The sequence below is a fragment of the Pedobacter sp. D749 genome (genome assembly GCF_019317285.1).
Classification (GTDB): domain Bacteria; phylum Bacteroidota; class Bacteroidia; order Sphingobacteriales; family Sphingobacteriaceae; genus Pedobacter.
Window position 1 is genome coordinate 4,382,432 of sequence record NZ_CP079218.1, and the last position, 23,674, is coordinate 4,406,105.

General features: G+C 37.3%; 25 protein-coding genes. 13 read left to right on the forward strand and 12 right to left on the reverse strand.

Translation table 11 applies throughout. The features are described 5' to 3' along the window. The first annotated feature begins 36 nt into the window (after window positions 1-36). The 5 genes from KYH19_RS17720 to KYH19_RS17740 all read left to right on the forward strand — a co-directional run bounded on the left by KYH19_RS17720 (window position 37) and on the right by KYH19_RS17740 (window position 3,929). A complete protein-coding gene (locus tag KYH19_RS17720; RefSeq protein WP_219076072.1) occupies window positions 37-690 on the forward strand; it encodes a PH domain-containing protein in 654 nt (217 codons plus the stop codon). A 127-nt stretch (window positions 691-817) separates the two neighbouring features. After that, entirely contained in the window at window positions 818-2,446 is a 1,629-nt protein-coding gene (lnt, locus tag KYH19_RS17725) for an apolipoprotein N-acyltransferase (RefSeq protein WP_219076073.1), read from the forward strand. Then, on the forward strand, window positions 2,439-2,900 hold the full coding sequence (locus KYH19_RS17730; RefSeq protein WP_219076074.1) for a DinB family protein: 462 nt from the start codon (window positions 2,439-2,441) through the stop codon (window positions 2,898-2,900). Before lnt ends, KYH19_RS17730 begins: the two co-directional genes overlap by 8 nt. Window positions 2,901-2,905: 5 nt before the next feature. After that, window positions 2,906-3,424: a signal peptidase II gene (gene lspA / locus KYH19_RS17735; protein WP_219076075.1), complete on the forward strand. Its 519-nt coding sequence runs from the start codon at window positions 2,906-2,908 to the stop codon at window positions 3,422-3,424. An 88-nt stretch (window positions 3,425-3,512) separates the two neighbouring features. Beyond that, a complete protein-coding gene (locus tag KYH19_RS17740) occupies window positions 3,513-3,929 on the forward strand; it encodes an OsmC family protein (protein ID WP_132398993.1) in 417 nt (138 codons plus the stop codon). A 206-nt stretch (window positions 3,930-4,135) separates the two neighbouring features. Here KYH19_RS17740 and KYH19_RS17745 read toward each other — a convergent pair whose 3' ends face one another. Then, a complete protein-coding gene (locus KYH19_RS17745) occupies window positions 4,136-5,776 on the reverse strand; it encodes an NAD+ synthase (RefSeq protein ID WP_219076076.1) in 1,641 nt (546 codons plus the stop codon). A 48-nt stretch (window positions 5,777-5,824) separates the two neighbouring features. Then, on the reverse strand, window positions 5,825-6,499 hold the full coding sequence (locus KYH19_RS17750; protein WP_219076077.1) for a porin family protein: 675 nt from the start codon (window positions 6,497-6,499) through the stop codon (window positions 5,825-5,827). 30 nt (window positions 6,500-6,529) lie between these two features. On the opposite strand from KYH19_RS17750, the gene gldB reads away from it, so the two are divergent. The 4 genes from gldB to KYH19_RS17770 all read left to right on the forward strand — a co-directional run bounded on the left by gldB (window position 6,530) and on the right by KYH19_RS17770 (window position 10,545). Further along, window positions 6,530-7,564 (forward strand): gliding motility lipoprotein GldB, encoded by a 1,035-nt coding sequence (gene gldB / locus KYH19_RS17755; RefSeq protein WP_219076078.1) that lies wholly within the window; start codon window positions 6,530-6,532, stop codon window positions 7,562-7,564. A 109-nt stretch (window positions 7,565-7,673) separates the two neighbouring features. Next, entirely contained in the window at window positions 7,674-8,444 is a 771-nt protein-coding gene (locus tag KYH19_RS17760; RefSeq protein WP_108197491.1) for a patatin-like phospholipase family protein, read from the forward strand. Window positions 8,445-8,758: 314 nt separating this feature from the next. Then, window positions 8,759-9,553 (forward strand): M12 family metallopeptidase, encoded by a 795-nt coding sequence (locus KYH19_RS17765; protein ID WP_219076079.1) that lies wholly within the window; start codon window positions 8,759-8,761, stop codon window positions 9,551-9,553. A 74-nt stretch (window positions 9,554-9,627) separates the two neighbouring features. Further along, the gene (locus KYH19_RS17770) at window positions 9,628-10,545 is read left to right on the forward strand and encodes a hypothetical protein (protein WP_219076080.1); all 918 of its coding nucleotides are present in this window, start codon (window positions 9,628-9,630) and stop codon (window positions 10,543-10,545) included. Between the two features lie 145 nt (window positions 10,546-10,690). Here the strand turns inward: KYH19_RS17770 and KYH19_RS17775 are convergent, their stop codons facing one another. The 4 genes from KYH19_RS17775 to KYH19_RS17790 form a co-directional block, all read right to left on the reverse strand. Continuing rightward, window positions 10,691-11,410 (reverse strand): 2-phosphosulfolactate phosphatase, encoded by a 720-nt coding sequence (locus KYH19_RS17775; protein WP_219076081.1) that lies wholly within the window; start codon window positions 11,408-11,410, stop codon window positions 10,691-10,693. A gap of 73 nt (window positions 11,411-11,483) precedes the next feature. Further along, window positions 11,484-12,563, reverse strand: a complete 1,080-nt coding sequence (gene gcvT, locus KYH19_RS17780; RefSeq protein ID WP_219076082.1) for a glycine cleavage system aminomethyltransferase GcvT — start codon at window positions 12,561-12,563, stop codon at window positions 11,484-11,486. 255 nt (window positions 12,564-12,818) lie between these two features. Further along, the gene (locus tag KYH19_RS17785) at window positions 12,819-14,021 is read right to left on the reverse strand and encodes a glycosyltransferase (RefSeq protein WP_219076083.1); all 1,203 of its coding nucleotides are present in this window, start codon (window positions 14,019-14,021) and stop codon (window positions 12,819-12,821) included. A gap of 22 nt (window positions 14,022-14,043) precedes the next feature. Further along, window positions 14,044-14,652 carry a ribonuclease HII gene (locus KYH19_RS17790; RefSeq protein WP_219076084.1) on the reverse strand — a complete coding sequence of 203 codons (609 nt, stop codon included), beginning with the start codon at window positions 14,650-14,652 and terminating at the stop codon, window positions 14,044-14,046. Between the two features lie 177 nt (window positions 14,653-14,829). On the opposite strand from KYH19_RS17790, the gene KYH19_RS17795 reads away from it, so the two are divergent. The 4 genes from KYH19_RS17795 (at window position 14,830) to KYH19_RS17810 (ending at window position 17,125) form a co-directional block, all read left to right on the forward strand. Then, window positions 14,830-15,423: a hypothetical protein gene (locus KYH19_RS17795; RefSeq protein WP_219076085.1), complete on the forward strand. Its 594-nt coding sequence runs from the start codon at window positions 14,830-14,832 to the stop codon at window positions 15,421-15,423. 11 nt (window positions 15,424-15,434) lie between these two features. Continuing rightward, window positions 15,435-15,773, forward strand: coding sequence for a TfoX/Sxy family protein (locus KYH19_RS17800; protein WP_219076086.1), 339 nt, complete (start codon window positions 15,435-15,437; stop codon window positions 15,771-15,773). 91 nt (window positions 15,774-15,864) lie between these two features. Continuing rightward, window positions 15,865-16,497: a prealbumin-like fold domain-containing protein gene (locus KYH19_RS17805; RefSeq protein WP_219076087.1), complete on the forward strand. Its 633-nt coding sequence runs from the start codon at window positions 15,865-15,867 to the stop codon at window positions 16,495-16,497. Between the two features lie 97 nt (window positions 16,498-16,594). Further along, window positions 16,595-17,125, forward strand: a complete 531-nt coding sequence (locus tag KYH19_RS17810; RefSeq protein ID WP_219076088.1) for a DUF4251 domain-containing protein — start codon at window positions 16,595-16,597, stop codon at window positions 17,123-17,125. A gap of 114 nt (window positions 17,126-17,239) precedes the next feature. Here the strand turns inward: KYH19_RS17810 and KYH19_RS17815 are convergent, their stop codons facing one another. From KYH19_RS17815 to KYH19_RS17840, 6 genes are all read right to left on the reverse strand, one after another. Next, entirely contained in the window at window positions 17,240-18,322 is a 1,083-nt protein-coding gene (locus KYH19_RS17815; RefSeq protein WP_219076089.1) for a glutaminyl-peptide cyclotransferase, read from the reverse strand. Continuing rightward, window positions 18,300-18,665 carry a YraN family protein gene (locus tag KYH19_RS17820; protein WP_132398963.1) on the reverse strand — a complete coding sequence of 122 codons (366 nt, stop codon included), beginning with the start codon at window positions 18,663-18,665 and terminating at the stop codon, window positions 18,300-18,302. The genes KYH19_RS17815 and KYH19_RS17820 overlap by 23 nt, the downstream gene beginning before the upstream one ends. A gap of 97 nt (window positions 18,666-18,762) precedes the next feature. After that, entirely contained in the window at window positions 18,763-20,742 is a 1,980-nt protein-coding gene (gene dnaG, locus KYH19_RS17825; RefSeq protein WP_219076090.1) for a DNA primase, read from the reverse strand. Window positions 20,743-20,897: 155 nt separating this feature from the next. Next, window positions 20,898-21,194 carry a GIY-YIG nuclease family protein gene (locus tag KYH19_RS17830; protein ID WP_219076091.1) on the reverse strand — a complete coding sequence of 99 codons (297 nt, stop codon included), beginning with the start codon at window positions 21,192-21,194 and terminating at the stop codon, window positions 20,898-20,900. 226 nt (window positions 21,195-21,420) lie between these two features. Beyond that, complete coding sequence (locus KYH19_RS17835) at window positions 21,421-22,080, reverse strand: SGNH/GDSL hydrolase family protein (protein ID WP_219076092.1); 660 nt, start codon at window positions 22,078-22,080, stop codon at window positions 21,421-21,423. A gap of 18 nt (window positions 22,081-22,098) precedes the next feature. Beyond that, window positions 22,099-23,667: a serine hydrolase gene (locus tag KYH19_RS17840; RefSeq protein WP_219076093.1), complete on the reverse strand. Its 1,569-nt coding sequence runs from the start codon at window positions 23,665-23,667 to the stop codon at window positions 22,099-22,101. Window positions 23,668-23,674: the final 7 nt, after the last annotated feature.

Consider the following 23,674-nt stretch of genomic DNA (forward strand, 5'->3'; position numbering starts at 1 on the left):
CATTAAAACGTAACCACACAACAATTTAAAAATATTATGAATAGCATAGATAGATTTCTGAGTGACGAGCAAGACCCAAAAGCGGTTGAAAAAGTTATTGGAAAATTAAACGACCTTTTAACCATGGGCGAAGAACTTTTATATTTAGCGGTACAGAAAAAACCTGCTGTAAACTTGCTGCCAGATAGCATCGCGATTTCGAACAAGCGCATTTTTTATTGCGAGCCTGGTAATTTAGGTTTAACCATGAACTTTAAAGATATTTCGTGGAAAAGCATTAAAGAAGTTTCGTTTAAGGAAGAATTTTTTGGTTCTAAATTTATCTGTGTACCACAACATGGGGAAAATATCGTAACTGAGTTTATTCCGAAAGTACAGGCGCGTAAATTGCATCAGGCTGCGAACCAGCAATTGGAAGAATATAAGGAAATTCTCCGTCAGCAAAAATTGGAAGAAAACCGCGCAACGGCCTCTCCCATCAATTTAAATGCACAGCCTTTGGCCGAAATTCCTGCTTACGAACCAACTCCTGAACCAGTAGAACCTGTTATTCAAATAGCCGAAGTTGTAGAAGAGCCTGAAGATGAAGCCACTTTAAAATTACGCAAGCTTAAAACTTTGTACGATAAACACCTGATTACCCAGGAAGAATACGAAGCTAAAAAAGCAGATATTTTAGATAGTTTGTAATTCATACTGTCATGCTGAGGCACGAAGCGTTCCTAACACAGTTGCACTGTACTTACATTAGCCAAAACAAAGTCAGTTCTTTGTCGCTTAGAGATTCTTCCTGCGTCAGAATGACAAGTAATTTTATATGAAATCTAAACAAACTTACCTCCTCGCCCTCTTAAGTGCATTTTTACTTTGGCTAGCCTGGCCACCAATGCCTTTTACCTCACCTTTGTTGTTAATCGGTTTGGTACCTTTGCTCATTGCGCTCGATTCCATTTCAGGTAACGCAGAAAAAAAACAGGGAAAAAGAATTTTCCTGACTGCAGGTTTAACTTTTTTAGTCTGGAATACGGCATCAATTTATTGGGTATATAATGCGATAAATGCTTATAATGGCCCGGCAGTAGCACTTCCCGTTTCGTTAATCCCTTATGGTTTAGGTGCACTTTTAATGACCTTTGCTTTCTGGTTATACTACAGGTTGGGCAAATATGTAAATAAAAAGATCGCCTATCTTGGCTTAATTGCCTTTTATATCGCTTTAGAATATCTGCAGCAAACATGGGATTTAGCCTTCCCATGGATGACTTTAGGAAATGGTTTGGCTGGAATGCACCAATTGGCGCAATGGTACGATTATACCGGTATTTATGGTGGTTCATTATGGATTTTAGCGAGCAATATTCTCGCTTTTGAAGCTTACAAAAAACTCAAATCCCAAACTGGCTATTTAAGATTTAGAACTGCAGGAATCTGGGCTTTAGTCGTGATTATTCCGATCAGCATTTCATTAACTAAATATTTTAATGCTGAACAGAAAGGTACACCGAGTAATGTTGTGGTGGTTCAGCCTAATATCGATCCTTATCAAAAACTGGAGAATATCCCGCCTGCAGAACAAATTAAAATTTTAACCCATTTATCCGATTCGATCGGGCAATCCAATACAGAATATTTTATCTGGCCGGAAACTGCCATTCCAAATTACGCAGATGAAGATAGGATCAGAAGCAATAATGATTTCATCAACCTGCAAAGCTTTTTATCAAAGTATAAAAATGGGACATTGATCACTGGTATAGAAAGCATTAAAATTTATCAGGACAAAAAAACAATAACAGCTAAATTTGATAATCAGAAAGGCCTTTATTTCGACAATTTTAATACAGCGATGCAAGTAGAAAACTCTGCTAATGTCCAGTTTTACCATAAATCTAAGCTCGTTCCCGGGGTAGAAAAAATGCCTTTCCCAAAAGTATTTTCATTTTTAGACGGTGTTTTTGCTCAATTGGGTGGAACAGTTGGCGGCTGGGGCTGGCAAGAAAAACCAAGTGTACTTTATGCGCAAAGTGGCATCGGTGCTGCACCAGTGGTTTGTTACGAAAGCTTATGGGGCGACTGGATTGGCCAACAGGTTAAAGACGGTGCACAATTTATTGCCATTATTACGAATGATGGCTGGTGGGGAAATACCACAGGAAAAGACCAGCACATGATGTACGCCAAACTGAGAGCTATTGAAACCCATCGGGATGTAGCCCGCTCGGCAAATACCGGAATTTCGTGCTTCATCAATCAACGTGGCGATGTAACACAAAGTACCAAATGGTGGACCAGAACTGCGCTAAAAGCCAATATCAACCTGAATGACGAGATTACCTTTTATGTAAAAAGTGGAGATCTTATTGCAAAAATCTTGAGTCTTATAGCTATTGTTTTAGCTTTGATCATTCCGTTTAGAAAATGGATCAGGAAACCTAGCCATGCTTAAACAACAATACGATTTCATTTTATCATCCAGAAATACCCTTTTAAATTATATCAAAGGCATTTCAGAACAGGATTTCTTAACCAACAACAGTTCGTTTGGCAGAGGATCCATCAGAAATTTGTTGGTTCATATCTGTCAAACCTATTGCGCGTGGATTGGTGAAAGAGCATTAGGTGTTGAACAGGAGTTTTTACCTTTCGAAAATTACCAGACCTTACAAGACTGCCAAATTTATTTTAACCAGGCAGATAAATATATTGGCTTATTTATCGAAAAATTTAAAGGGAATGAGCTGCAGGAAGTGGAATTGCAGAGAAATGGAGAGATTTTAACGTTAAATCCATTGCAATTGTTTACCCATGTTATTACCCACGAATTTCATCACAAAGGGCAAATCATGTCGTTAAGCAGGCATTTAGGCTACATACCCGTTGATGCCGATATTATCAGATAAAAATTATGCAACAAATAAAAAATCTCCGCTGGTCGGTATTGCTCTTGTTATTAACTTTAAATTTTGGTTGCGATCAGATTTCTAAAAAAATTGTGCGTAATGAGATCAGCGACTACGAACATATCAGCATTATAAAAAACCATTTTACCTTAACTAAAGTAGAAAATAGTGGTGCGTTTTTAAGTCTTGGCGATAATATGCCCTATATTTTCAGACTGATTATTTTAACAGGCTTACCGCTATTATTTTTGGGCTACGGGTTATATTTTCTTTTTGCCAAACGCAATTTACCGATGACTATGCAAATTGCTTTGTGTTTTTTGATAGGTGGCGGTATTGGCAATCTATACGACCGGATTGTACATGGATCGGTTACCGATTTTATGCATATGGATTTTTACCTCTTCCAAACAGGTGTTTTTAATTTTGCTGATATTTCGATTATGATAGGTGTTGGCATATTGCTTTTTCAATCTTTAAGAAGCAAGATGGTTAAAGAAGAACCAATAGAAGAGGTTGAATAACCACATTATTTCTTAACAAAGATTGTCTCGTTTAAGCAAACATATTTTTATCTTTAGGTGTTAAACAATCTAAAAATAAAATCCAATCATGAAAAGAAATGCAACAGCCGTATGGCAAGGTTCTATTAAAGAAGGTAATGGTAACATCACTACACAAAGCACCACTTTAAATAATACTCAATATTCTTTTAATTCTCGCTTTGCAGAGGGTGTTGGTACAAATCCGGAGGAATTAATTGCGGCTGCACATGCAGGCTGTTTTACCATGAAACTATCTGCTAACTTAACTGAAGCAGGGTTTACAGCTGATAAACTGGAAACTAAATGTGAAATTAACCTTGATCCATCTAAAGGTGAAATTGTAGAATCACATTTAACCCTAACCGCTTCTGTACCTGATTTAACACAAGAAAAATTTGATGAACTGGTAGCTGATGCAGAGAAAAACTGCCCGATCTCTAAATTATTAAATACAACTATTACAGTTGATGCTACTTTAGCTTAATTGTGATGGCGGACCGGTAATAGATCGTCATTTCGAATGTAGTGCAACGCAGTCGAGAAATCTGTCTGGATAGATCTCTCCATTCCGCTGAGCTTCAGTCGAGATGACGCCCCGTCTACAGTTCACAGTTTAAACAAGTAAACAGTTTTCAATTGGCAATTCACAATTTAACAATCTCAACAATTGAACAATTAAACCTTAAACAGCTAAGCCATGTATTTCCCTACAATTGGCATTCTTCTTCCCATACCGAAGGCTTTAGGCGATACCCTTAAAATAGGTGGCGTTTGGTAACGTTTAAATTCGGCAATATTTACCATCTTTAAAATACGCAACACCAATGCCTCATCAAAACCCTGGGCAATAATGGCTTTTGAGCCCTGTTTCTTTTCGATATGCTGATATAATATTTTATCTAAGATCTCATATTCAGGCAACGAGTCAGAATCTTTCTGATCAGGTCTCAATTCTGCTGAAGGTGGTTTAACAATGGTATTAACCGGTATAATTTCCCTTTCCTTATTGATGTATCTGGCCAGCTCGAAAACCTGCATTTTATATACATCGCCAATTACCCCGATTGCGCCGCACATATCGCCATACAAGGTACCATATCCTACTGCACATTCGCTTTTATTGGATGTATTCAGTAAAATGTAACCAAATTTATTGCTCATCGCCATGTTAATAATGCCGCGGATACGGGCCTGAACATTTTCTTCAGCAAGGTTAAAAGGCAAACCCTTAAAAGCTGGTGCCAGTATATGATCAAATGCTTCTGCAACTTCTTTAATTGGGACAATTTCGTGCATGCAACCAATATTATTAACCAAATCTAAAGCATCTTGAATAGAATGGTCGGAAGAAAATTTAGAAGGCATTAAAACGGACATTACATTTTCCGGACCTAGCGCCCGACAAGCCAGGGCACATACTACGGCTGAATCAATTCCGCCGGATAAGCCTAAAACCGCTTTACTGAAACCAGATTTCCTGAAATAATCTTTTATCCCTAAAATCAATGCATCGTGAATCTGCTCAATATCAGTTAATCTTTCCGACTTCGGGTATTTATTGCGTACACTTTCAACCTCTTCCAAGTCAAAAACCTGAAGGTCTTCTTCAAAATACTTCATCTCTGCTTTCATCTCTCCATCAGCATCGAAAACCAAAGAACCGCCATCAAAAATAATTTCAGTTTGCGCACCAACCTGGTTTACATAAAATACAGGCAGGTTATACTTTTTTGCATTGTCGGCCAATACTTTTATACGTTCATCATCATGGGTATAAGAAAAAGGAGATGCAGCAATATTAATCATCACATCAGGTTGCTCCTTAATCAGCTCATCCATTGGATTAGAAACATATAGTGGATTATCGTTGATATTCCACAAGTCTTCACAAATGGTTAAGGCAATTTTTTTTTCCTTGAAATCGATACAGCTAAACTGTGTGGCAGGTTCGAAATAGCGATATTCATCAAACACATCGTATGTTGGCAATAAGGCTTTTTTAACAATTGCCTTAACTTTTCCTTCTTCTATAAAATACGCTGCATTATACAGGTCTTTTCCCTGTAAGATCTCATTTTTAACCGGTAAACCGACAATACATGCAATATCTGTACAATGTCTGGCTATTTCCTGGGCAGCACCTTCGCACAAGGCGATAAACTCATCAAACTCTAAAAAATCTCTTGGAGGATAACCACAGATAGCCAGTTCGGCAAAAACAACCAAATCAGCTCCTTTATCTTTAGCCAATTGAATATTTTCCGTTATTTTTTTTGTGTTGGCTTCAAAGTTTCCAATGTGGTAATTAAGTTGTGCTAGTGCTATTTTCATGGTTGTAGTATCAAGTATTAGGAATTGAGTATCAAGACTATTGCGCGGCTAAAAAAATACACCGAAATTAAGTGCCAGATAATGATTTCTAACATCCCTGGCTTTATCTGTTACAATGTTAGTGAAACCGTTATTAAAAGTTAAACCCGCTACAATACTGGTATTGCCAGAAATATCAAATTCGCCACCTCCACCGATGATTAATCCGGCACGGTAAAGTTTGATATTATCAGATACGTTTAAATTATCGCCAACAACCATACCGCCTGTAACTGCATCTTGCTTAGCACTGATATTGAATGAATTAGACAAACCAAACTGACCATACCAGCGTTTTCCGTCAGCCTTTACTGTTTTTAATTTAATGGTTAAAGGCAGGTCTACATATTGTAACTTATATTTTAAATCGTAAGCTTTTGGGGTAGTGCTACTACTCGTTGCATAATAAGGCAGCACGTTCGCCTCCGTACTTTTACCGTTAATAGAAGTAATGGTTAAAGCGGTAGAAAAACTATAATTAGGAGCAAAATTAAAATCGCCCATTAATCCGTAAGAAAAACCCAAAGCTATTCCATCTGTTTTCCCCTGTTCAGGCTTAATCCAACCAAAAGTTGGAGTAGCAGTTAGGCCTAACCTAAAGCCATAATTGGTTATAGGAAAATTTTGCGCCCATGCGCCAATACTTAAAACAGACAAAATTAAAATGATTGATATTCTTTTCATGCTATAAGTGTTTATATATATTTGTTGTACATGATGTATAACGTTAAACACTGGCAAATTTATCTAATTTTTCTTTTTGCCATCACATTTATTTCCTGTAAGCAAAGCAACAGACCTGATGTAAGCAATATACAGGTAAACATTAAAATCGAAAGATTTGATAAAGAACTATTTGCCGGAAAAAACAAAAACATCATTGACATAGACAAACAGCTTGGCTCGAAATATGGTGTGTTTTATGACGATTTTATCCACCGGATTCTTGACAGTAAATACTCAAACACCGAATCTTTAGCCAATTTATATAAAGATCAGGCCTATACCGATTTAAGCAAAGAAGTAGATAGTGTTTTCCCAAACTTAAAAGTACAGGAAGAGGGATTAAACGAGACTTTTAAATACATTAAATATTATTATCCAAAAGCGAAGATTCCAAAATTTATTTCTTTTGCTTCAGGTTTTGCTTACCAAATGCCAGTAGGCGATAACTATCTGGGTATTGGCTTGGACATGTTTCTGGGCAAAGACAGCAAATTTTATAGAGCGATTGTACAAAGTGTACCCCTATACCTTTCGAGGAGATTTGCACCTGAATATATTGTGCCACGTGTAGCCGAGACGTATGCACATGAAGAACTGTTTGCAGAGCCTGATGACAATAGAACCTTGTTATCTAAAATGATCTTTCAGGGAAAGGTTTTATATTTTTTAGATCAGGTACTGCCCGAAAACTTAAGCGATTCTATCAAAATCGGATATACTCAACAACAATTAGACTGGGTCCAAAATTTTGAGGGTGATATTTGGGCATATTTTTTAGAGAACAATTACCTGTATGAAACCGACTACCAAAAAATCCAGGTGTTTTTATCTGAAGGACCTTTTACCCCTGGTTTAGGCGAAAATAGAGATTCGGCACCAAAATTGGGTGTATGGATGGGTTGGCAAATTGTTAAGAAATACATGAAGGCGCATCCTGATGTTACTTTGCAACAGTTAATGGCAGATAATGATGCGCAAAAGATTTTAAATCAATCGAAGTATAAACCTAAACAACAGCGATAGTTATCAGTTTGCTGTTTTTAATTATCAGTTTTAAAGGCCAAAACAATACAACAATTAAGCAATAAAATTGATCATTTGAACTTTTAAGTAATCATCCTAAATTAAATCTATGAAAGTTGGCATTGTATTATCAGGTGGAGGCATTAGAGGAATAGCTCATTTAGGGGTTTTAAAAGCCTTTAGCAATTTAGGCATTACCTTTAGTCACATTAGTGGAACAAGTGCAGGAGCCATAGCCGGAGCCTTTTTTGCAGCTGGTATAGATCCGGAAGAAGGGTTAAATATTTTCCTTAAAACCAAACTCTGGCGCTTTGTACGCCCGGCTGTGGGTTCACTAGGTTTAATTAATATTGAGAATACTGCTTTAATTTTAAAAGAATATTTTCCGGAAGATTCAATTGAAAAACTAAAAATACCTTTAACCATTGCCGCCGTAAACTTTAGTGAAGGCCGGTTGGTTTATTTTACAAAAGGGCCGCTTATCAGAGCCATTCATGCCTCTAGTTGTATACCTGGCATTTTTAAACCCATTATGATTGATGGTCAGATGTATGTGGATGGCGGCATTTTAAATAATTTCCCGGTCGAACCTTTAATGGATGAATGCGATTTCATTATAGGCTCATCCTGTAACCACCTTAAGCCAGTTGATAAAATTACAGGTATTACCAATTTAATGGGCCGCGCAGGTATCATGTCGATCAACCACGATATGGAAAGAAAGGCTAAATTTTGTAATGTATTGATCGAACCAAAAGGTTTAGGGGCCATTAGTACGTTTGATATGAAACGTGCTGAAGATATTTATTGGCTGGCACACGAAGAAGCTTTGATTACGATTAAAAATAGTCCGACAATCTCTGAACTGATCACGAAATAATCGATCATATCAATTAGTCTATCGCTTGCTTTTTTGTATTATTAAGAGTACAATAAAATAAGTTAAATTACCCATTTAATTTATTTTAAAAAATACACATACGCAATAAAAATATTACAATTTTCTTGGTGTTGATATAATATTACTTTACTTTAGGATTGTACTTTGCAAACGCAGAGGAAATTAACCTAAATGTCTATTATGTTTTTCAACCAAATTATTCTTTTCCAAAGAAGAAGGATTCCTGTATTCACTATTTTCTAAATGAGTTTCAGTCAAAAATCAGATCATTATTAACCTAAAAAAACCTAAACATGAAATTTTTAAAATTAAATAGAACCTTATTAACTGCACTTGCCTTATCTACAGTATTATACGCTTGTAAAAAAGAAAGGCCTACAGAAACTGCAGATTTAGAAAAACCAGAAATAGCTGCTGTTAATCCACTTGGTAATATTCAGATCTGCACAGAAAAATCTTTAGATGGCACTACCCCTAGAGGCGCGGTGCTAAAATCTACAAAATGGACTCCAGGAACTACAATCAAGGTGAGTTTAAACGGAAGCACAGCAGCCATCAGGGCTAAAGTAATCCAATATGCAAAGGCTTGGGAACAGTATGCCAACATTAAATTCAACTTTGTAACAAACGACAATACAGCCAAAATCAGGGTAAGTTTTGTAGATGGAGATGGATCCTGGTCTTATATAGGAAAATCAACGCCTAGCACCGGTGCTACCATGAACTACGGCTGGTTTACTGCAAGTACAGCAGAATCTGAATATAGCCGGGTAGTAATCCACGAGTTTGGCCATGCCTTAGGAATGATCCATGAACACCAACACCCATTGGTAGCTATTCCCTGGGATAAACCTGCTGTTTATGCTTATTACGCAGCTGCTCCAAATTACTGGAGCCAGGCAGAGGTAGACAATGCCATATTTGCAAAATACACTACTACCCAAACCAATTATAGCGCTTATGATAAATATTCAATCATGCATTATGCTATTCCAAACGAATTAACCATCGGTGATTACGAAGTGGGATGGAATACTGTACTATCTCCTACTGATAAGACATTTATTGCTTCAGTATATCCATTTTAAAAATAAAAAAATTACACATAGTGGTATAATTGACCACTATGTGTAATTTACTGCTATAAAATAAAAAATTAGATATGCAGATCGCTTTGCAGATTTCCTTTATCAAACTATTTTTTGCCTGCGCAATCCTTATCCTATTCTGTAAAGTCGTATCAGCACAAGACACTCCTCAAAAGTGGAGCGTAAAACCGTATATCGGTCTCCAGCAATCTAAATTCGATTGGTCTATTGCCGGCAATGCAGCCGGAACCAGTCCAAATGTACTATCAGAACTGATCTGGAAAAATCTTAAAGGGCCTGGTTTTGGCCTGGACATCAAATACAATATTACCAGGCGGTTCAGTGTTAAAGCCATCAACCAATACAGTAACATAACTAAGGGTGAGGCAGAGGATACCGATTATGCAGATGATAACAGGCAAAATGCTTTTTATTTCGATCTGCTCAACGCAAATAAAGGTTACTTATACGATGCCGGTTTACAGTTCAGTTACCAACTGCTAAAATTTGGCGATTTTAACATCAATCCAATTGTTGGACTTTCATACCATCAACAAAAATTCCATCTGTTAGAAAGTGCAAATAACCCTGACAGCAAAGGCTTAAACTCTACATATCAAGCAAGATATAAAGGATTCGATTTTGGAGCAGAACTCGTTCTTAAAATGCAGAAATTCAGTATAGGTGCTACAGTATTAGGCGGTTTTTATACTTATTCGGCAAAAGCCAACTGGAATTTAATTACCGATTTTGCAAAACCTGTAAGCTTTACACATAAGGCAAATTCCTTTTCGTTAAGTGGCGATATCAACCTTGCTGTACCAGTAAACAAAAGTTTATATGTAGAAGTTGACTATAAGATCAATGATATCAACACTTACTCTGGTGTAGATAAAGCTTATTTTAATAGCCGGGCAACAGAGGAAACTCAATTTAATGGTGCAAATTTCAGAAAAAATGCTGTATTATTAGGGCTAAATTTCAGCTTTTAATTTTAATACTACCCCATTGTCCTCGTTTGTAACGAGGATCAAAGAGAATGGCGATTTTATCGCCAAGAGGAAACAATTCTTGTGACTGATGCAACCACATTACAAATGTGGTTCTCCACAATCCTCGTTACAAACGAGGATTATATTAATTAGTTTTTAAGGCCACCAAACGTTCACCTTCCAATACCGGAATTGTTTTGCACAGATTTAGCTGCAAACAGAAAACAACATCTTCCTCTATATTCAACTGCGCCAGGCGATGGCTGTGCGATGATTTGTGAAGGTATTTTCTCAGATCTGCTTTAGCCAAAGAATACAAATCTTCAGCAGCCACGCTGGAATCATCAAAATGTTCAAAATTTTGGCGGAGATTAGTTACCACCGCACCTGCAAAAAGGGTATCCTCTAAATTAAACTGATCTTTCCAACCTGCGCAAAGTAAAAGCACATTTTTATCCTGGCTTTTCAGATAATCGCAAAGCGAATCTAAATTAAGGAATGATCCGATCACAACCTGATAAGCTCTTTTTTGTGCCAGATGCAAAGCTTTGGTACCATTGGTAGTGGTTAAAACAACTGTTTTTCCGTTTACTTTTTCATGGGTATAAGAGAACGGCGAGTTACCAAAATCGTATCCTGCTACCACCTCTCCATTTCGTTCTGCTGCCAATAAAAATCCGCTATCGCGATAGTTTAAACAATCTTCCACCTGGGCCACTGGAATAATGGCTTCAGCACCATTATCTATCCCGTAAGTGATAGATGAGGTAGCTCTCAAAATATCAATAACCACGACAATGCTTTGCTCAATATCGTACAAATCGATTAAGGCTGGCGTTAAACAAACTTCTATTTTTTTTGACATAGGTTTAGTATCCTGTATAAAGTATCAAGTAGCAAGACAAATTCCATCTTGCTACTTGATACTGGCAACTTATCTATTTATAAAAAGGAAACTTAACCACTTTAGCTTTAATTGGCGTATTGCGGATTAAAATAAAAACTTCAGTTCCTTCTTTAGTGAAATCTTTTGCGATGTAGCCCATACCGATTGCTTTTTGCAAAGAAGGTGCCTGGGTACCGGAAGTTACTTTACCGATAATATTTCCTTCGGCATCAGCAATTTGATAATCATGGCGTGGAATACCACGGTCGATCATTTCGAAACCAACCAGTTTTTTTTGAATCCCAGCTTCTTTTTGTGCCAATAACGCCTCCGAATTGGTAAAAGATTTAGAAAATTTAGTAATCCAGCCTAAACCGGCTTCAATTGGTGAAGTAGTATCATCAATATCATTTCCGTATAAACAGAAACCCATTTCTAAGCGCAAGGTATCACGAGCACCTAAGCCAATTGGCTTAATGTTGTATGGTGCACCCGCCTTAAAAATAGCATCCCAGATCTGATCTGCATATTGGTTTTCGAAGTAAATCTCAAAACCACCAGCTCCGGTATAACCTGTTGCAGAAATAACCACGTTATCAACACCAGCAAAGGTACCTTTAACAAAAGTATAATATTCCATTGATGCCAAATCAACATCGGTTAAGCTTTGTAAAGCATCAGCCGCTTTTGGTCCTTGAATGGCTAAAAGAGAGGTTTGATCAGAGATATTGTGCATTTCAACATCTTTCGAATTGAATTGTTGAATCCAGTTCCAGTCTTTTTCAATGTTAGATGCATTTACCACTAACATATAGGTTTTATCGTCTATTTTGTAAACCAAAAGATCATCTACAATACCACCATCCTGATTTGGCAGGCAAGAGTACTGAACTTTTCCATTATATAATTTAGAGGCATCATTACTGGTTACGCGTTGAATAAGATCTAATGCATTTTCGCCTTTAAGAATAAATTCGCCCATGTGGCTTACATCAAAAACACCTACACCGTTACGAACAGTTGCATGTTCTGCATTAATACCTTCATAAGTAACAGGCATATTGTAACCTGCAAATGGAACCATTTTAGCGCTTAAAGCGATGTGTTTTTCTGTTAATGCGGTGTTTTTCATCCGTAAATTCTATTTTTATGATAATGAAGCCAGTATAGCTGATATTCTGTAATTATAACAGCTTTATTTGTTATTCTTCTTGGGGTGCAAAAGTACTAAGAAAAAGACAAAATTTTGAGGTTATTTTAAGGAGTTTTTGGACGATTTTCTAATCATCCGTCCTGCTGAACTTGTTTCAGCATCTATTATAGTGGCACTCAGAGTTGACAACTTTCACTCTTGATGCCTATTAAAGTTGTCAACTCTGAAATTCACCTATACACGCACCAATTCTTCGTAAATCTTCAGCATTTTACTAGAGATTAAATGCACACCATGGTCGTTTTCGACAGTCTTACGGGCGTTCTCTCCAATCTCTACCCAACGTTTTGGATTAATGATACATTGTAAAATTGACCGGTAAAATTCATCAGCGGTATCAGCAATTAAAATGTCGTGGCCATGCCTGCAATTAATTCCCTCAGCCGCAGTAGTGGTGGCAATGATGCATTTTTTCATAGCCATGCCTTCAATAATTTTTACACGCATTCCGGTGCCAGAAATTAAAGGAACAATCATAATCGCTTTAGAATTCATAAACTCTACCGCATCGAAAACTTCTCCCTCTACAATCAAATTTTCTGAATCGTACTCGAAGAAATGTTTTTGCATGTTTTTCCCTGCGATATAAAAACGAAGATCTTTATTTAGTTTTTCAATATCGGGCCAGATATCATCCAAAAACCATTCTAATCCTTCCTGATTTGGCCTCCAGTCCATTGCACCTAAATGAAAAAGTGTGGGAAAACTGGTTTTGGTTTTATCTACCTTGTATCTTTCTAAATCAATGGCAACCGGAAAAACCGACATCGGAATTTCGCAGCCAAACCTTAATATACTTTGCCGATCGGGCTCACTAATGGCAAAAATATGATGGAAACGGTTAATCTGATCGGTTTCATACGCCTTAAGCCGCTGGGCTAAAAAAGCCAGGTATTTACGTCTGATTAAAAACTTTTCTGAATGAGAAAGACGTTCCCAAAGGGTAAATTCGATATTGTGTGCCCGATAGATGACCCTGGCATTACTGTTTGCCTTAACCACATCCAGATAAGGAACAACAAAAAGCCCCTCAAATTGAATAACATCGAACACATTTTCGCGTAAGAGGTTTTCTAACTGACTTGCGGCATCCTCGCTGTAATACCTGGAAACATTATAAGATTCGTTGGTGAAAATATTAAAAAATGCAGACCATACATTTACATCGGTATCTAAATCACAGGTATGATATTTAATCTGTTCAAAAATAGGATCGTAAATATCTTCAACATCAATTCTTCCTTTGGTAGGGTTGAGGCTAAACAAAGTGATATCTGCACCAAGTTGTAGTAAGCCTTTTATGGTATTGTAAACCACAATAGGATAACCACTATTTGGCGGAAAGGGAATCCGCTTGGTAATCAACAGAATTTTCACAATGCTGTGAAATTACGAAATTTTAGGCGTTTTTTGAAAACAGATCCAACTGAGGATCGCTTACATTAAAAGTTCTGCGATGAAAAGGTGATAATCCGATTTCAATTACAGCCTTACGGTGTGCAATGGTTGGGTATCCTTTATTCTGCTGCCAATTGTAATGCGGAAAATCAACGTGTAGGTTAGTCATGTATTCATCCCGGTGCGTTTTTGCCAGTATAGAAGCCGCTGCGATGTTTAAATATTTACCATCGCCCTTAATGATACAGCTGTGCGGAATCTGCGGATAGGTTTTGAAGCGATTGCCATCAATTACCAGATATTGGGGCTGGGTATGTAATTTTTCTATTGCCCTGTGCATGGCCAAAAAAGAAGCATTTAAAATATTGATCTGGTCTATCTCTTCGTGATCACAAGAAGCTACAGCCCAAGCTAAAGCTTCCTGTTCTATTATCGGTCTCAAAGCGGCCCTTTGCTCATGCGATAATTGCTTAGAGTCATTTAATCCTTGTAACACAAAACCTTTTGGCAATATTACCGCCGCAGCAAAAACAGGACCAGCGAGGCAACCTCTTCCAGCTTCATCACATCCCGCCTCTAAAAATTCTTCCTGATAACAGTTTAATAACATATTGCAAATTTACTGAAATAGAGATAGTAAGGAAATTATTTTGTTCAACATCTTTTAAACATTAATTTTAAGGATAAAGGATTTATAATGCATATCATTAAATTAACGCTTATTTTTTGCCTGTTATGTTTTACGTGTTGTGCACAAAAGAAAAAATACGACATCATAAAGCCACCTGTGGAACCGCCCTCAAGAGCAGACTATGATGTTTTAGAAAAACGCATGGCTTGCATTTACCGGAACAAATATTCACCTGCACAAAGATTAAGATTTTTCCCATTTAACCAATACAAAAAGGTGATGTTGATTTCTTTTGAACCACCGGAGTTAATGGCTGAAATCATTTATAGCGATACCACTAAGGCTTCGATCAACACTCCGATTAAGGAAGAAGTTTACCATACATTATTGCAAAAAAAACAAAAATTAGATTTAACAAGATTAAAAGAAAAGAAGATTTTATCCGCTTTAGAGGTGAATAAACTTACCGATGTACTTTATAACTTTGGCTACACCTCTACCAAAAGCTACAAAGGGTTATTGATAGCTGAATCGGAGGGATATAGATGTTATGAGCCACGAAATGCAATTGTATTTTTAGATGAAAATGGCTTAGTAGCCGAATATATCGAGATCTGTTTTGAGTGCTATAACAGGAAAGAGAGTTCAGAAAAAATGAAGACTGGGCAATTTTGCAATGAAAAATATGATCTGATTAAAAAATACTTCCGTGCTACGGGTATTAGGCATGGCACAGCCAAACGTAAATAACAATTTAAACCATGAAATATAATGAAACCTTGGCGCTCTGCGTAGCCGAACGTTTAATGCATCTACAAGATGTACAGGAAAAAGAGATGTTCAATGGACTTATTTTTATGGTGAATGGTAAAATGTGCATCGGTGTTTCTAAGAATAGTATGATGGTACGGCTCGATCCCAATAGCCTGGAAAACTTATCGGATAAAGATGGCTGGCAGCAAATGGTAATGGGCAGCAGACCAATGAAGGGTTATGTTTCAGTATCAGAAGATGTTTTGGGAAGAAACGATGAACTCGATTTTTGGGTAAACCTTGCCCTGGATTTCAATCCCCATGCCAAGGCATCAAAAAAGAAATAACCATAAACACAATCTGTTGCCCGATCCCGCTGTTCAAAAACTAGCAAGAGCCATATTTTTTGATTAATTTTATATTAACTAATCAAATATTATGAAAGAACGAGCTATTATAGCAGCATTTCTGCTATACATTTCATTCACCATCCAGGCTCAGGTTAAAAGAACCAGTACATCAACAGAAAGGAAAGAAACAAATACGCAATCCTTAAGAAATCAGGCCCCAGAGGGACATTATTGCGATTACTGTAAATTAAATTACCCGGAATCGCATTTCCCTTGCATTATGAAATCGATTAAAGGCAAGCTGGATGTGACTACTGGCGAGGTAAGTTTTGTGGCCGGGCAACCAATAGGTGGCATTGTAGTTAAAGGCAGCAAAAACCTGGAGAGCAGTCCCCTTACACTTTTAACCAATCAAAATGGAGAAATAGAATTTAACAATGCCAGCGCAGGAAATTATAAATTTATCATTTCAGTACCTTCCACTAATCCCAAATCGCGGGTAGCAGGCTCCCCAATCGGGGGAATAATTGTCAAAGGCGGTAAAAATCCTGGCGGCAGTTTAATCACTTTAATTACCGACGAAAATGGCGAAATAGAACTAAATAACCTGCCTGTTGGCACTTATAAATTCACCGCATTCGGCGCTTCGGCAACTGAGAAAAATAATTCATTATATAAATCGAGTTATTCTGAAAAGGTAAATCCTTTACATAAAAACTAAAATTGTTAAATTCACGTTACCTTTCATTTTTTGGCACTATTATGGAATCTTTCAAATCTGTGCATCTTTAAATTATCACACATTTAAAACACACATTATGAAACGTTTAAATTTAATATTGAGCCTCGCATTTCTTTCGATAGGACTTCATTCTTTTGCCCAAACCAATAAAGAAACTACAGTAAAAATTGTTGCGGATAAAAATTACACTTTTATTGCCAACACAGCCGTACCGATGTCAAACAATGATGTTAATAGAGTATTGGCAATGATGCCAGGCAGTCAAGGGGGCTCTTCAATAAACCTATCTGGATCGCAATACGACGTGAAGGTTACTAAAGACAGTATTGTTGCTTATCTGCCTTATTTTGGAAGATCTTTTTCCGCTCCAATGGATCCGACACAGGGTGGCATTAAATTTACTTCAAAAAATTTCACCTATACTGAATCTAAAAATAAAAAAGGAACCTATATTATCCAGATTAATACAAAGGATGTAACAAGAGAAAATTATCGGTTTACCATCAATATTTCGACCAATGGTTATGCTTCGCTAACAGCCAGCAGCATGAATAAACAGCCCATCATTTTTAATGGTTATTTAGACGAGCCGAAGAAACAGGATTAATACGTGAATCGTCATTGCGAGAAGGAACGACGAAACAATCTTTCATGCTAGCGAATCCTTGCTATAAAGATTGCTTCGTCGGCTGAAAAAGCCTTCTCGCAATGACGATCATACTTATTTCTTAATCAGTTCGATCTGAAATATATGTGGCCATTTTTTACCGGCTACAAAAAGTCTTTTACCTGCTTTATCGTAAGCAATTCCATTTAATACATTATTGGCCTTTTCATCTTCAGTTTTAAAGTAATCAGCAGGCAACAAGCCTGATAGATCGATCTTGCTTTCAACAGCCCCAGTTTCTGGGTTGATGATCATGATTTCATTGGTTGTATATACGTTTGCATAAATTTTACCATCAATAATTTCGAGTTCATTCAGATTTTGAATCGGGCCCTTATTATCAAAAACATCAATCGAACCAATTTTCTGATAGTTATCCTTATTCAGAAAAAAGATTGTGTTAGAACCATCGGTATTTAACACTTTCTCTCCATCAAAAGCCAGGCCCCACCCTTCTCTGCCTGTGATGTAAGAAAACTCAGATAATTTCTTGAAAGTAGCTTTATCATAAACAAAACCCACTTTTTCGCGGTAGGTTAACTGAATAATTTTATTGCCGATTACCGTGATGCCCTCGCCAAAATATTGCTTATCCAAATCTGCTTTCTGAAGTATTTTACCTGTTGATGGTTCTACTTTACGCAGACTCGAATGGCCATAATCGCCGGCACTCTCGTAGAAAAAGCCGTCATGATATTCTAAACCTTCTACGTACGAAGAGGTATCGTGAGGCAAGGTCTTAATCACTTTATAAGTATACTCAACTGACGCCTGGGCCGCTAACACATTAATATTTGAGGTTAAATCCTCTGATTTCCCACCACCAAATATTCTTGCAGTGATCAGGTGATTACCCAATTTTAAACCCGCTGTTTTAAGTTTGATGGCTGAAGTATCTGCTTTTGAAACTACTTTAACAGTATCGATCAGGTAAACTACTGAGTCTACTTTCTGCTCAGCGCCAAACTGCACTTTCACATCAAATTCGTTACCAGCAGGCACATTAAGACCGGTTAATGGGGAAATAAAGCTACGGTAAGTTGTGGTAGAACTGTCTTTACAAGAACTCACGAATGCAAGCGCAATTCCGATAAATACGAAATTTTTAATGGGGTTAATCTTCAGGCCAAAACGCATCTTCTATATGGTTTAATTTATAATTTTTATTTTTTGTAAAGGTAATTGCAATAATATCAAAACGGATATCATTTTGATGATTCATGATCTCAATATAGGCATTAGCGGCCAATTCCATCTGAATTTGTTTTGCTTTGTGTACAAATTCTTCTGGCTCGCCAAAAGCAACAGAGCTCCGGGATTTAACCTCTACAAAAATTATAATGCCGTTTTTATATGCAATTAAATCGACCTCGGCTTTACCATGCGTCCAGTTTTCATCTAAAATCTCGTATCCATTATCTTCCAGATATCGCTTAGCAATCCGTTCACCTTCTCTACCTAAATCGTTGTGTAATGCCATACCTAATTATTGAATGAGTGAATTTTGAATGAGTGAATCTTTTCAAATGTATTTCTATTTTCCAATTCTATCCTTCAATATTCTATCATTCACTAATTTATTTAACGATCACAGAACCCAGAAATTTAGAAATTTCTCTTTCTACACCTTTAATCACGCCATAACGCTGCATTAAAATCATTTGGTTATCCTCGTTTTTTTCTTCCTTAATTTCTTTCAACAGGTTCATCAATATTTTTTCGACTTTACGTTTTTTGAGGTGAAAAATACCACCTAAAATAGTCGCTTTTAAATTCATCGTTTCATCTTTAACATAGATCAGGTGTTTATTTAACCAGTTTTCACTCAATGCATATTCTGAAGTTGAAAGTGTAATGGCCAAATCAGCGATATCCCTATCCTCATGTTTAACAAAGTGGTTCGACGTAGGTAATCTACCGTTGTCGATTTCTGATTTATAATAATCAATAATTCTTTTGCAAAGTGGATCATCAAATTCTACATCGCTCAGGTTCTGCATGATGAATGAACCGATGTACATATCATCAATTTTATCCCAGTTTACAAACTCGTGCCCGAAAGCCAGTAATAAACGGACAATTTCCTTTTCCTGATGCTCATTATCTTCTACAGGCTGCTCATGGCCCATCGGACCTGCGCTGTCATCCCATAAATCATCTGGCGGACCAAGCGGTTCTGGCGCACCCGAAGAATATGGTTTCGGACTTGAAGAAGGCGTCGCACGCTGGTTATTATCAAAGCTTTTTTTGAGCTTAGCCGAACGCATTTTATTTAATTCGCTCAGTAAGATATGCTCATCAATTTCGAGCAAACTGCTACACTCGCGGATAAAAACAGATGCTTTGATAGGATCTGGAATTTTAGCAATACTTTCTACAATATCCCGGATAATACCTGCTCTTTTGATCGGATCGTTGCCCGCATCTTTAAGCAGCACATTCGCCTTGTATAAAATAAAATCTTTTCTATTCTCCTCAAGATAGGTTTTAAATGCCCCGGCCCCCACATGATGCATATACGAATCAGGATCATGGCCATCGGGAAAGGAAACGATTTTAACGTTCAGCCCTTCTTCCAAAATCATATCCAAGCCACGAAGTGAGGCTTTAATACCAGCAGCATCGCCATCAAATAAAATGGTAATATTCTGGGTAAAACGGCCAATCAGTTTAATCTGCTCTACCGTTAACGAAGTACCTGATGAAGCCACTACGTTTTCTATTCCAGCCTGATGAACCGAAAGTACATCCGCATAACCTTCGGCCAGGTAACAGTTATCTAAATCACGGATGGCTTTTTTGGCATGAAATAAGCCGTAAAGCACATTCGACTTATGGTAAATCTCGCTTTCAGGCGAGTTTACATATTTTGGAACGTTTTTATCCGTTTTTAGCGTTCTGCCTCCAAAGCCTATAATCCGGCCGGTAAAGTTGTGGATAGGAAACATTACCCGGCCGCGAAAGCGATCGTAAATTTTACCATTATCGTTTTTGATCGATAATCCGGTAGCTTCTAAAAACTCTAATTTATGACCCGCATTGGTTGCGCTTTGCGTCATCGCATCCCACACATCAGGAGAATAACCAACCTCGAATTTTTTTAGGATGTCTTCTCTAAAACCACGCTCTTTAAAATAGCTGAGGCCTATGCCCCTGCCCTCGTCTGTTTCCCAAAGCTGCTTCACAAAAAATGCAGCGGCATACTGCGAAACTACGTAAAGGCTTTCTTTAGCGCTTTGTGCTTCAGCATCTTGAGGGCTTAATTCGGCTTCCTCAACTTCTATGTTGTACTTATTGGCTAAAAATTTAAGTGCTTCCGGATATGAATATTTTTCATGATCCATAATAAAGCGCACCGAATCGCCCCCTTTACCACAACCAAAACATTTATATATGCCTTTAGTTACAGATACGTGAAAGGAAGGTGTTTTTTCGCCATGGAAAGGACAATTACCAATTAAACTGGTTCCGCGTTTTTTTAAGTGCACAAAATCCCCAACTACCTCCTCAATACGGGCGGTATCCATTATCTTATCTATCGTTTCGCGGTTTATCATACTTATTATTGTCCGTCATTGCGAGGAGGCACGACGAAGCAATCTTTTTTGCTATTATATACTTTTAATCAGTTATCGCCTTGCAGGAAAGAGTGCTTCACTCCACCACATAAGCCCTTACTTCAGTTCGCAATGACGTAACTTATTATATTTACCTATTCTTCCACTATCTCCCATAAATCTTTCCATTCAGGATTCATAGATTCTATTAATTTTATTTTTTTTTTTCGGCTTCCACCCTTAATTCTCTTTTCTTCTGCAATTGCTTCCTCTATCGATTCATAAGAACAAAAATAAATAAGTTTGTCCGCATTATATTTGGCAGAAAAGGATTTCGGATATGCTTTTTCTTTATGTTCTTTTATCCTAAAAATAATGTCAGACGTAACTCCAGTATAAAACGTAGTGTGCGTAAAATTAGTAATGATGTAAACTGTTCCGCCGCATTCCATTATTATATTTTAAAATCTACTGTTAAACAGAAAGATTGCACCACTTCACATTCCCTTACTCGGTTCGCAATGATGCTACAAAATCGTCATTGCGAGAAGGTCTTTTCAGCCGACGAAGCAATCTTTTATGCTATTATATACTTTTCAATCAGTTATCGCCTTGCAGGAAAGATTGCTTCACTCCATCGCACATTCCCCTTCTTCAGTTCGCAATGACGAATATATTCTATTTAACCAAAGGCAATAACTGATCAGCCACCAATTTATTACCGGTTTCGTTCAGGTGTACTCTATCAACGGTTAAAATGCCTTTTTCTTTATCTTCCGGATTATTTTTTGCTTCGTATTCTGCGAAAATCTTTCTTAAATCGCATACCGGAAGATTATTTTTTGCAGCCAGTATTCTAATTCCTTCAGCATATTTATTCAAATCGGCATCTAACTCATTAGTACCATCTTTTTTCTCGCCAACAACTGATGGGGTAACCAATGCCACTTTGCTGCCTACACTTTGGATTTTATTGATCAAAGCCTGATAGAACTTTAAATATTTATCATAATCGGTTCCGGTATGAGATGATTGTTTATGCCAGACATCATTAATACCCACATAAATCACTACTAAATCAGGTTTCTTGTTCAAAACATCATCTTCTAAACGCAGATAAAGATCATAAACCTTATTGCCACCTATACCGGCACCAATTACGTCGTATTTTGTAGAATCGAGTGATTTTTTGATCAGGGTTATATATCCATTTTTAGAAACACCCTGTTGGGTAATCGAATCGCCGAAAAAGATAATTCGTTTTGGTTTAAATGTCATTGAGGTTAATGCAATTAAGCAAAAGCTTAGTAAAATACTCGTTTTTATTACTTTTTTCATCGTGTATAATTGGTTAGGTTATTTTTTATCGGTCTTTTTAAAATCCAGGTCCTGAAAATCGAAACTGAAATCGGTTAACGGAGATATGGCTTCTATTTTAAAACCATCGGCCAGGGCATTGTTACCTAAACTGAAATTAACAAAGGCATCAGCATCCAAACTTCTGTCATACCATTTTACAATAAAGGTATTTCCCTTATAGAAAGTCATATCACCTCTCAGTTTTGGTGCATTTTTAGCCTGAAAATGCATTTTACCGTTTACTTCACTAATGGTTACTTCGCCAAACCACGAATCGTGGAAAGTACCAAAGTAATTTTTAGCATCAGGTTTCGATGTCGATAATTTTTGTTGAGCTGCAATATCACTCCAAACTTTGGCGACCATCTCATTAGCTTGTTTTTCGTTTCTTAATCTGTTATCGTTGTAGGTTTTAATCCTATCCTGACCTTTAACTCCTAAATAACCATCTTTGATCGAATTGGTTATTGCATTAAATGCGGCTCCAGACTGCTGATTGGTTAACACAATGATCCCGAGTTTCAGTTCAGGAAGAATGGTTACCTGCGTTACAATTCCTGATAAACCACCTGTATGTGTTGCCTGAAAATTACCGTTAACATTACTCAAAAACCAGCCTAAACCATAGCTACTAAAAGCTGCCGGATTACCGCCTGCAATTATGGTTTGCGGGGTCCAGAGTTCTCTTGCTACTGCAGGGCTGAATAACTTTTTATCAAGGGCTTCTCCATATTTACCACCGTTAATCATTGCCATTACCCATTTGCTCATATCGGCAACGTTTGAGTAAATTCCTCCTGCTGCATTGGCAATTTCGCCAAAGCTTAAGCCAACGGGAAGCAGTTTACCTTCGTAAGGTGCATGTCCATCAATTACGTTCGATTTATCTTTTAAACGGTACCATGAAGCAGCAGTTTTAGTCATGCCTAATGGTTTAATGATTCTTCCTTCGATAAAATCTTCATAAGTAGCTCCCGAAATCCTTGCTATCACTTCTCCGGCAACAATGTACATCAGATTATCGTAATCATATTTGGTACGGAAAGAGGAAACAGGTTTTAGATAACGAAGGTTATGAATCAGTTGCTTTTTATCTACCGTTGATGAATCAGGCCAGATCATTAAATCACCTGCACCCAAACCTAAACCGCTGCGGTGTGTAAGCAGATCGCGGATTGTAAATTCACTGGTTACATAGGCATCGTACATTTTAAACTCCGGAATTACATCGGTCACTTTTGTATCCCAGGTAATTTTCTTTTCATCAACCAGCATACCTAAAGCGGCCGCGGTAAAAGCTTTTGTGTTTGATGCAACGCCAAAAAGGGTATTTTCATCAACCTTTTTATTGGTTTTGATTGAGCTAACACCGTAACCTTTTAAATGAATAATTTTACCATCTTTGATTACAGAAACCGCAATTCCGGGAACATTAAAGGTATTTAACGTTTTTTCAACCACGCTATCGATCTGTTTTGAAGAAAGCACCTGTGCCTGCACATGGATACCCAAAAACAGCAATAAAGCAATGGATATTTTGAATTTTACAGAAGAAAAAAGTTGCATATTAATC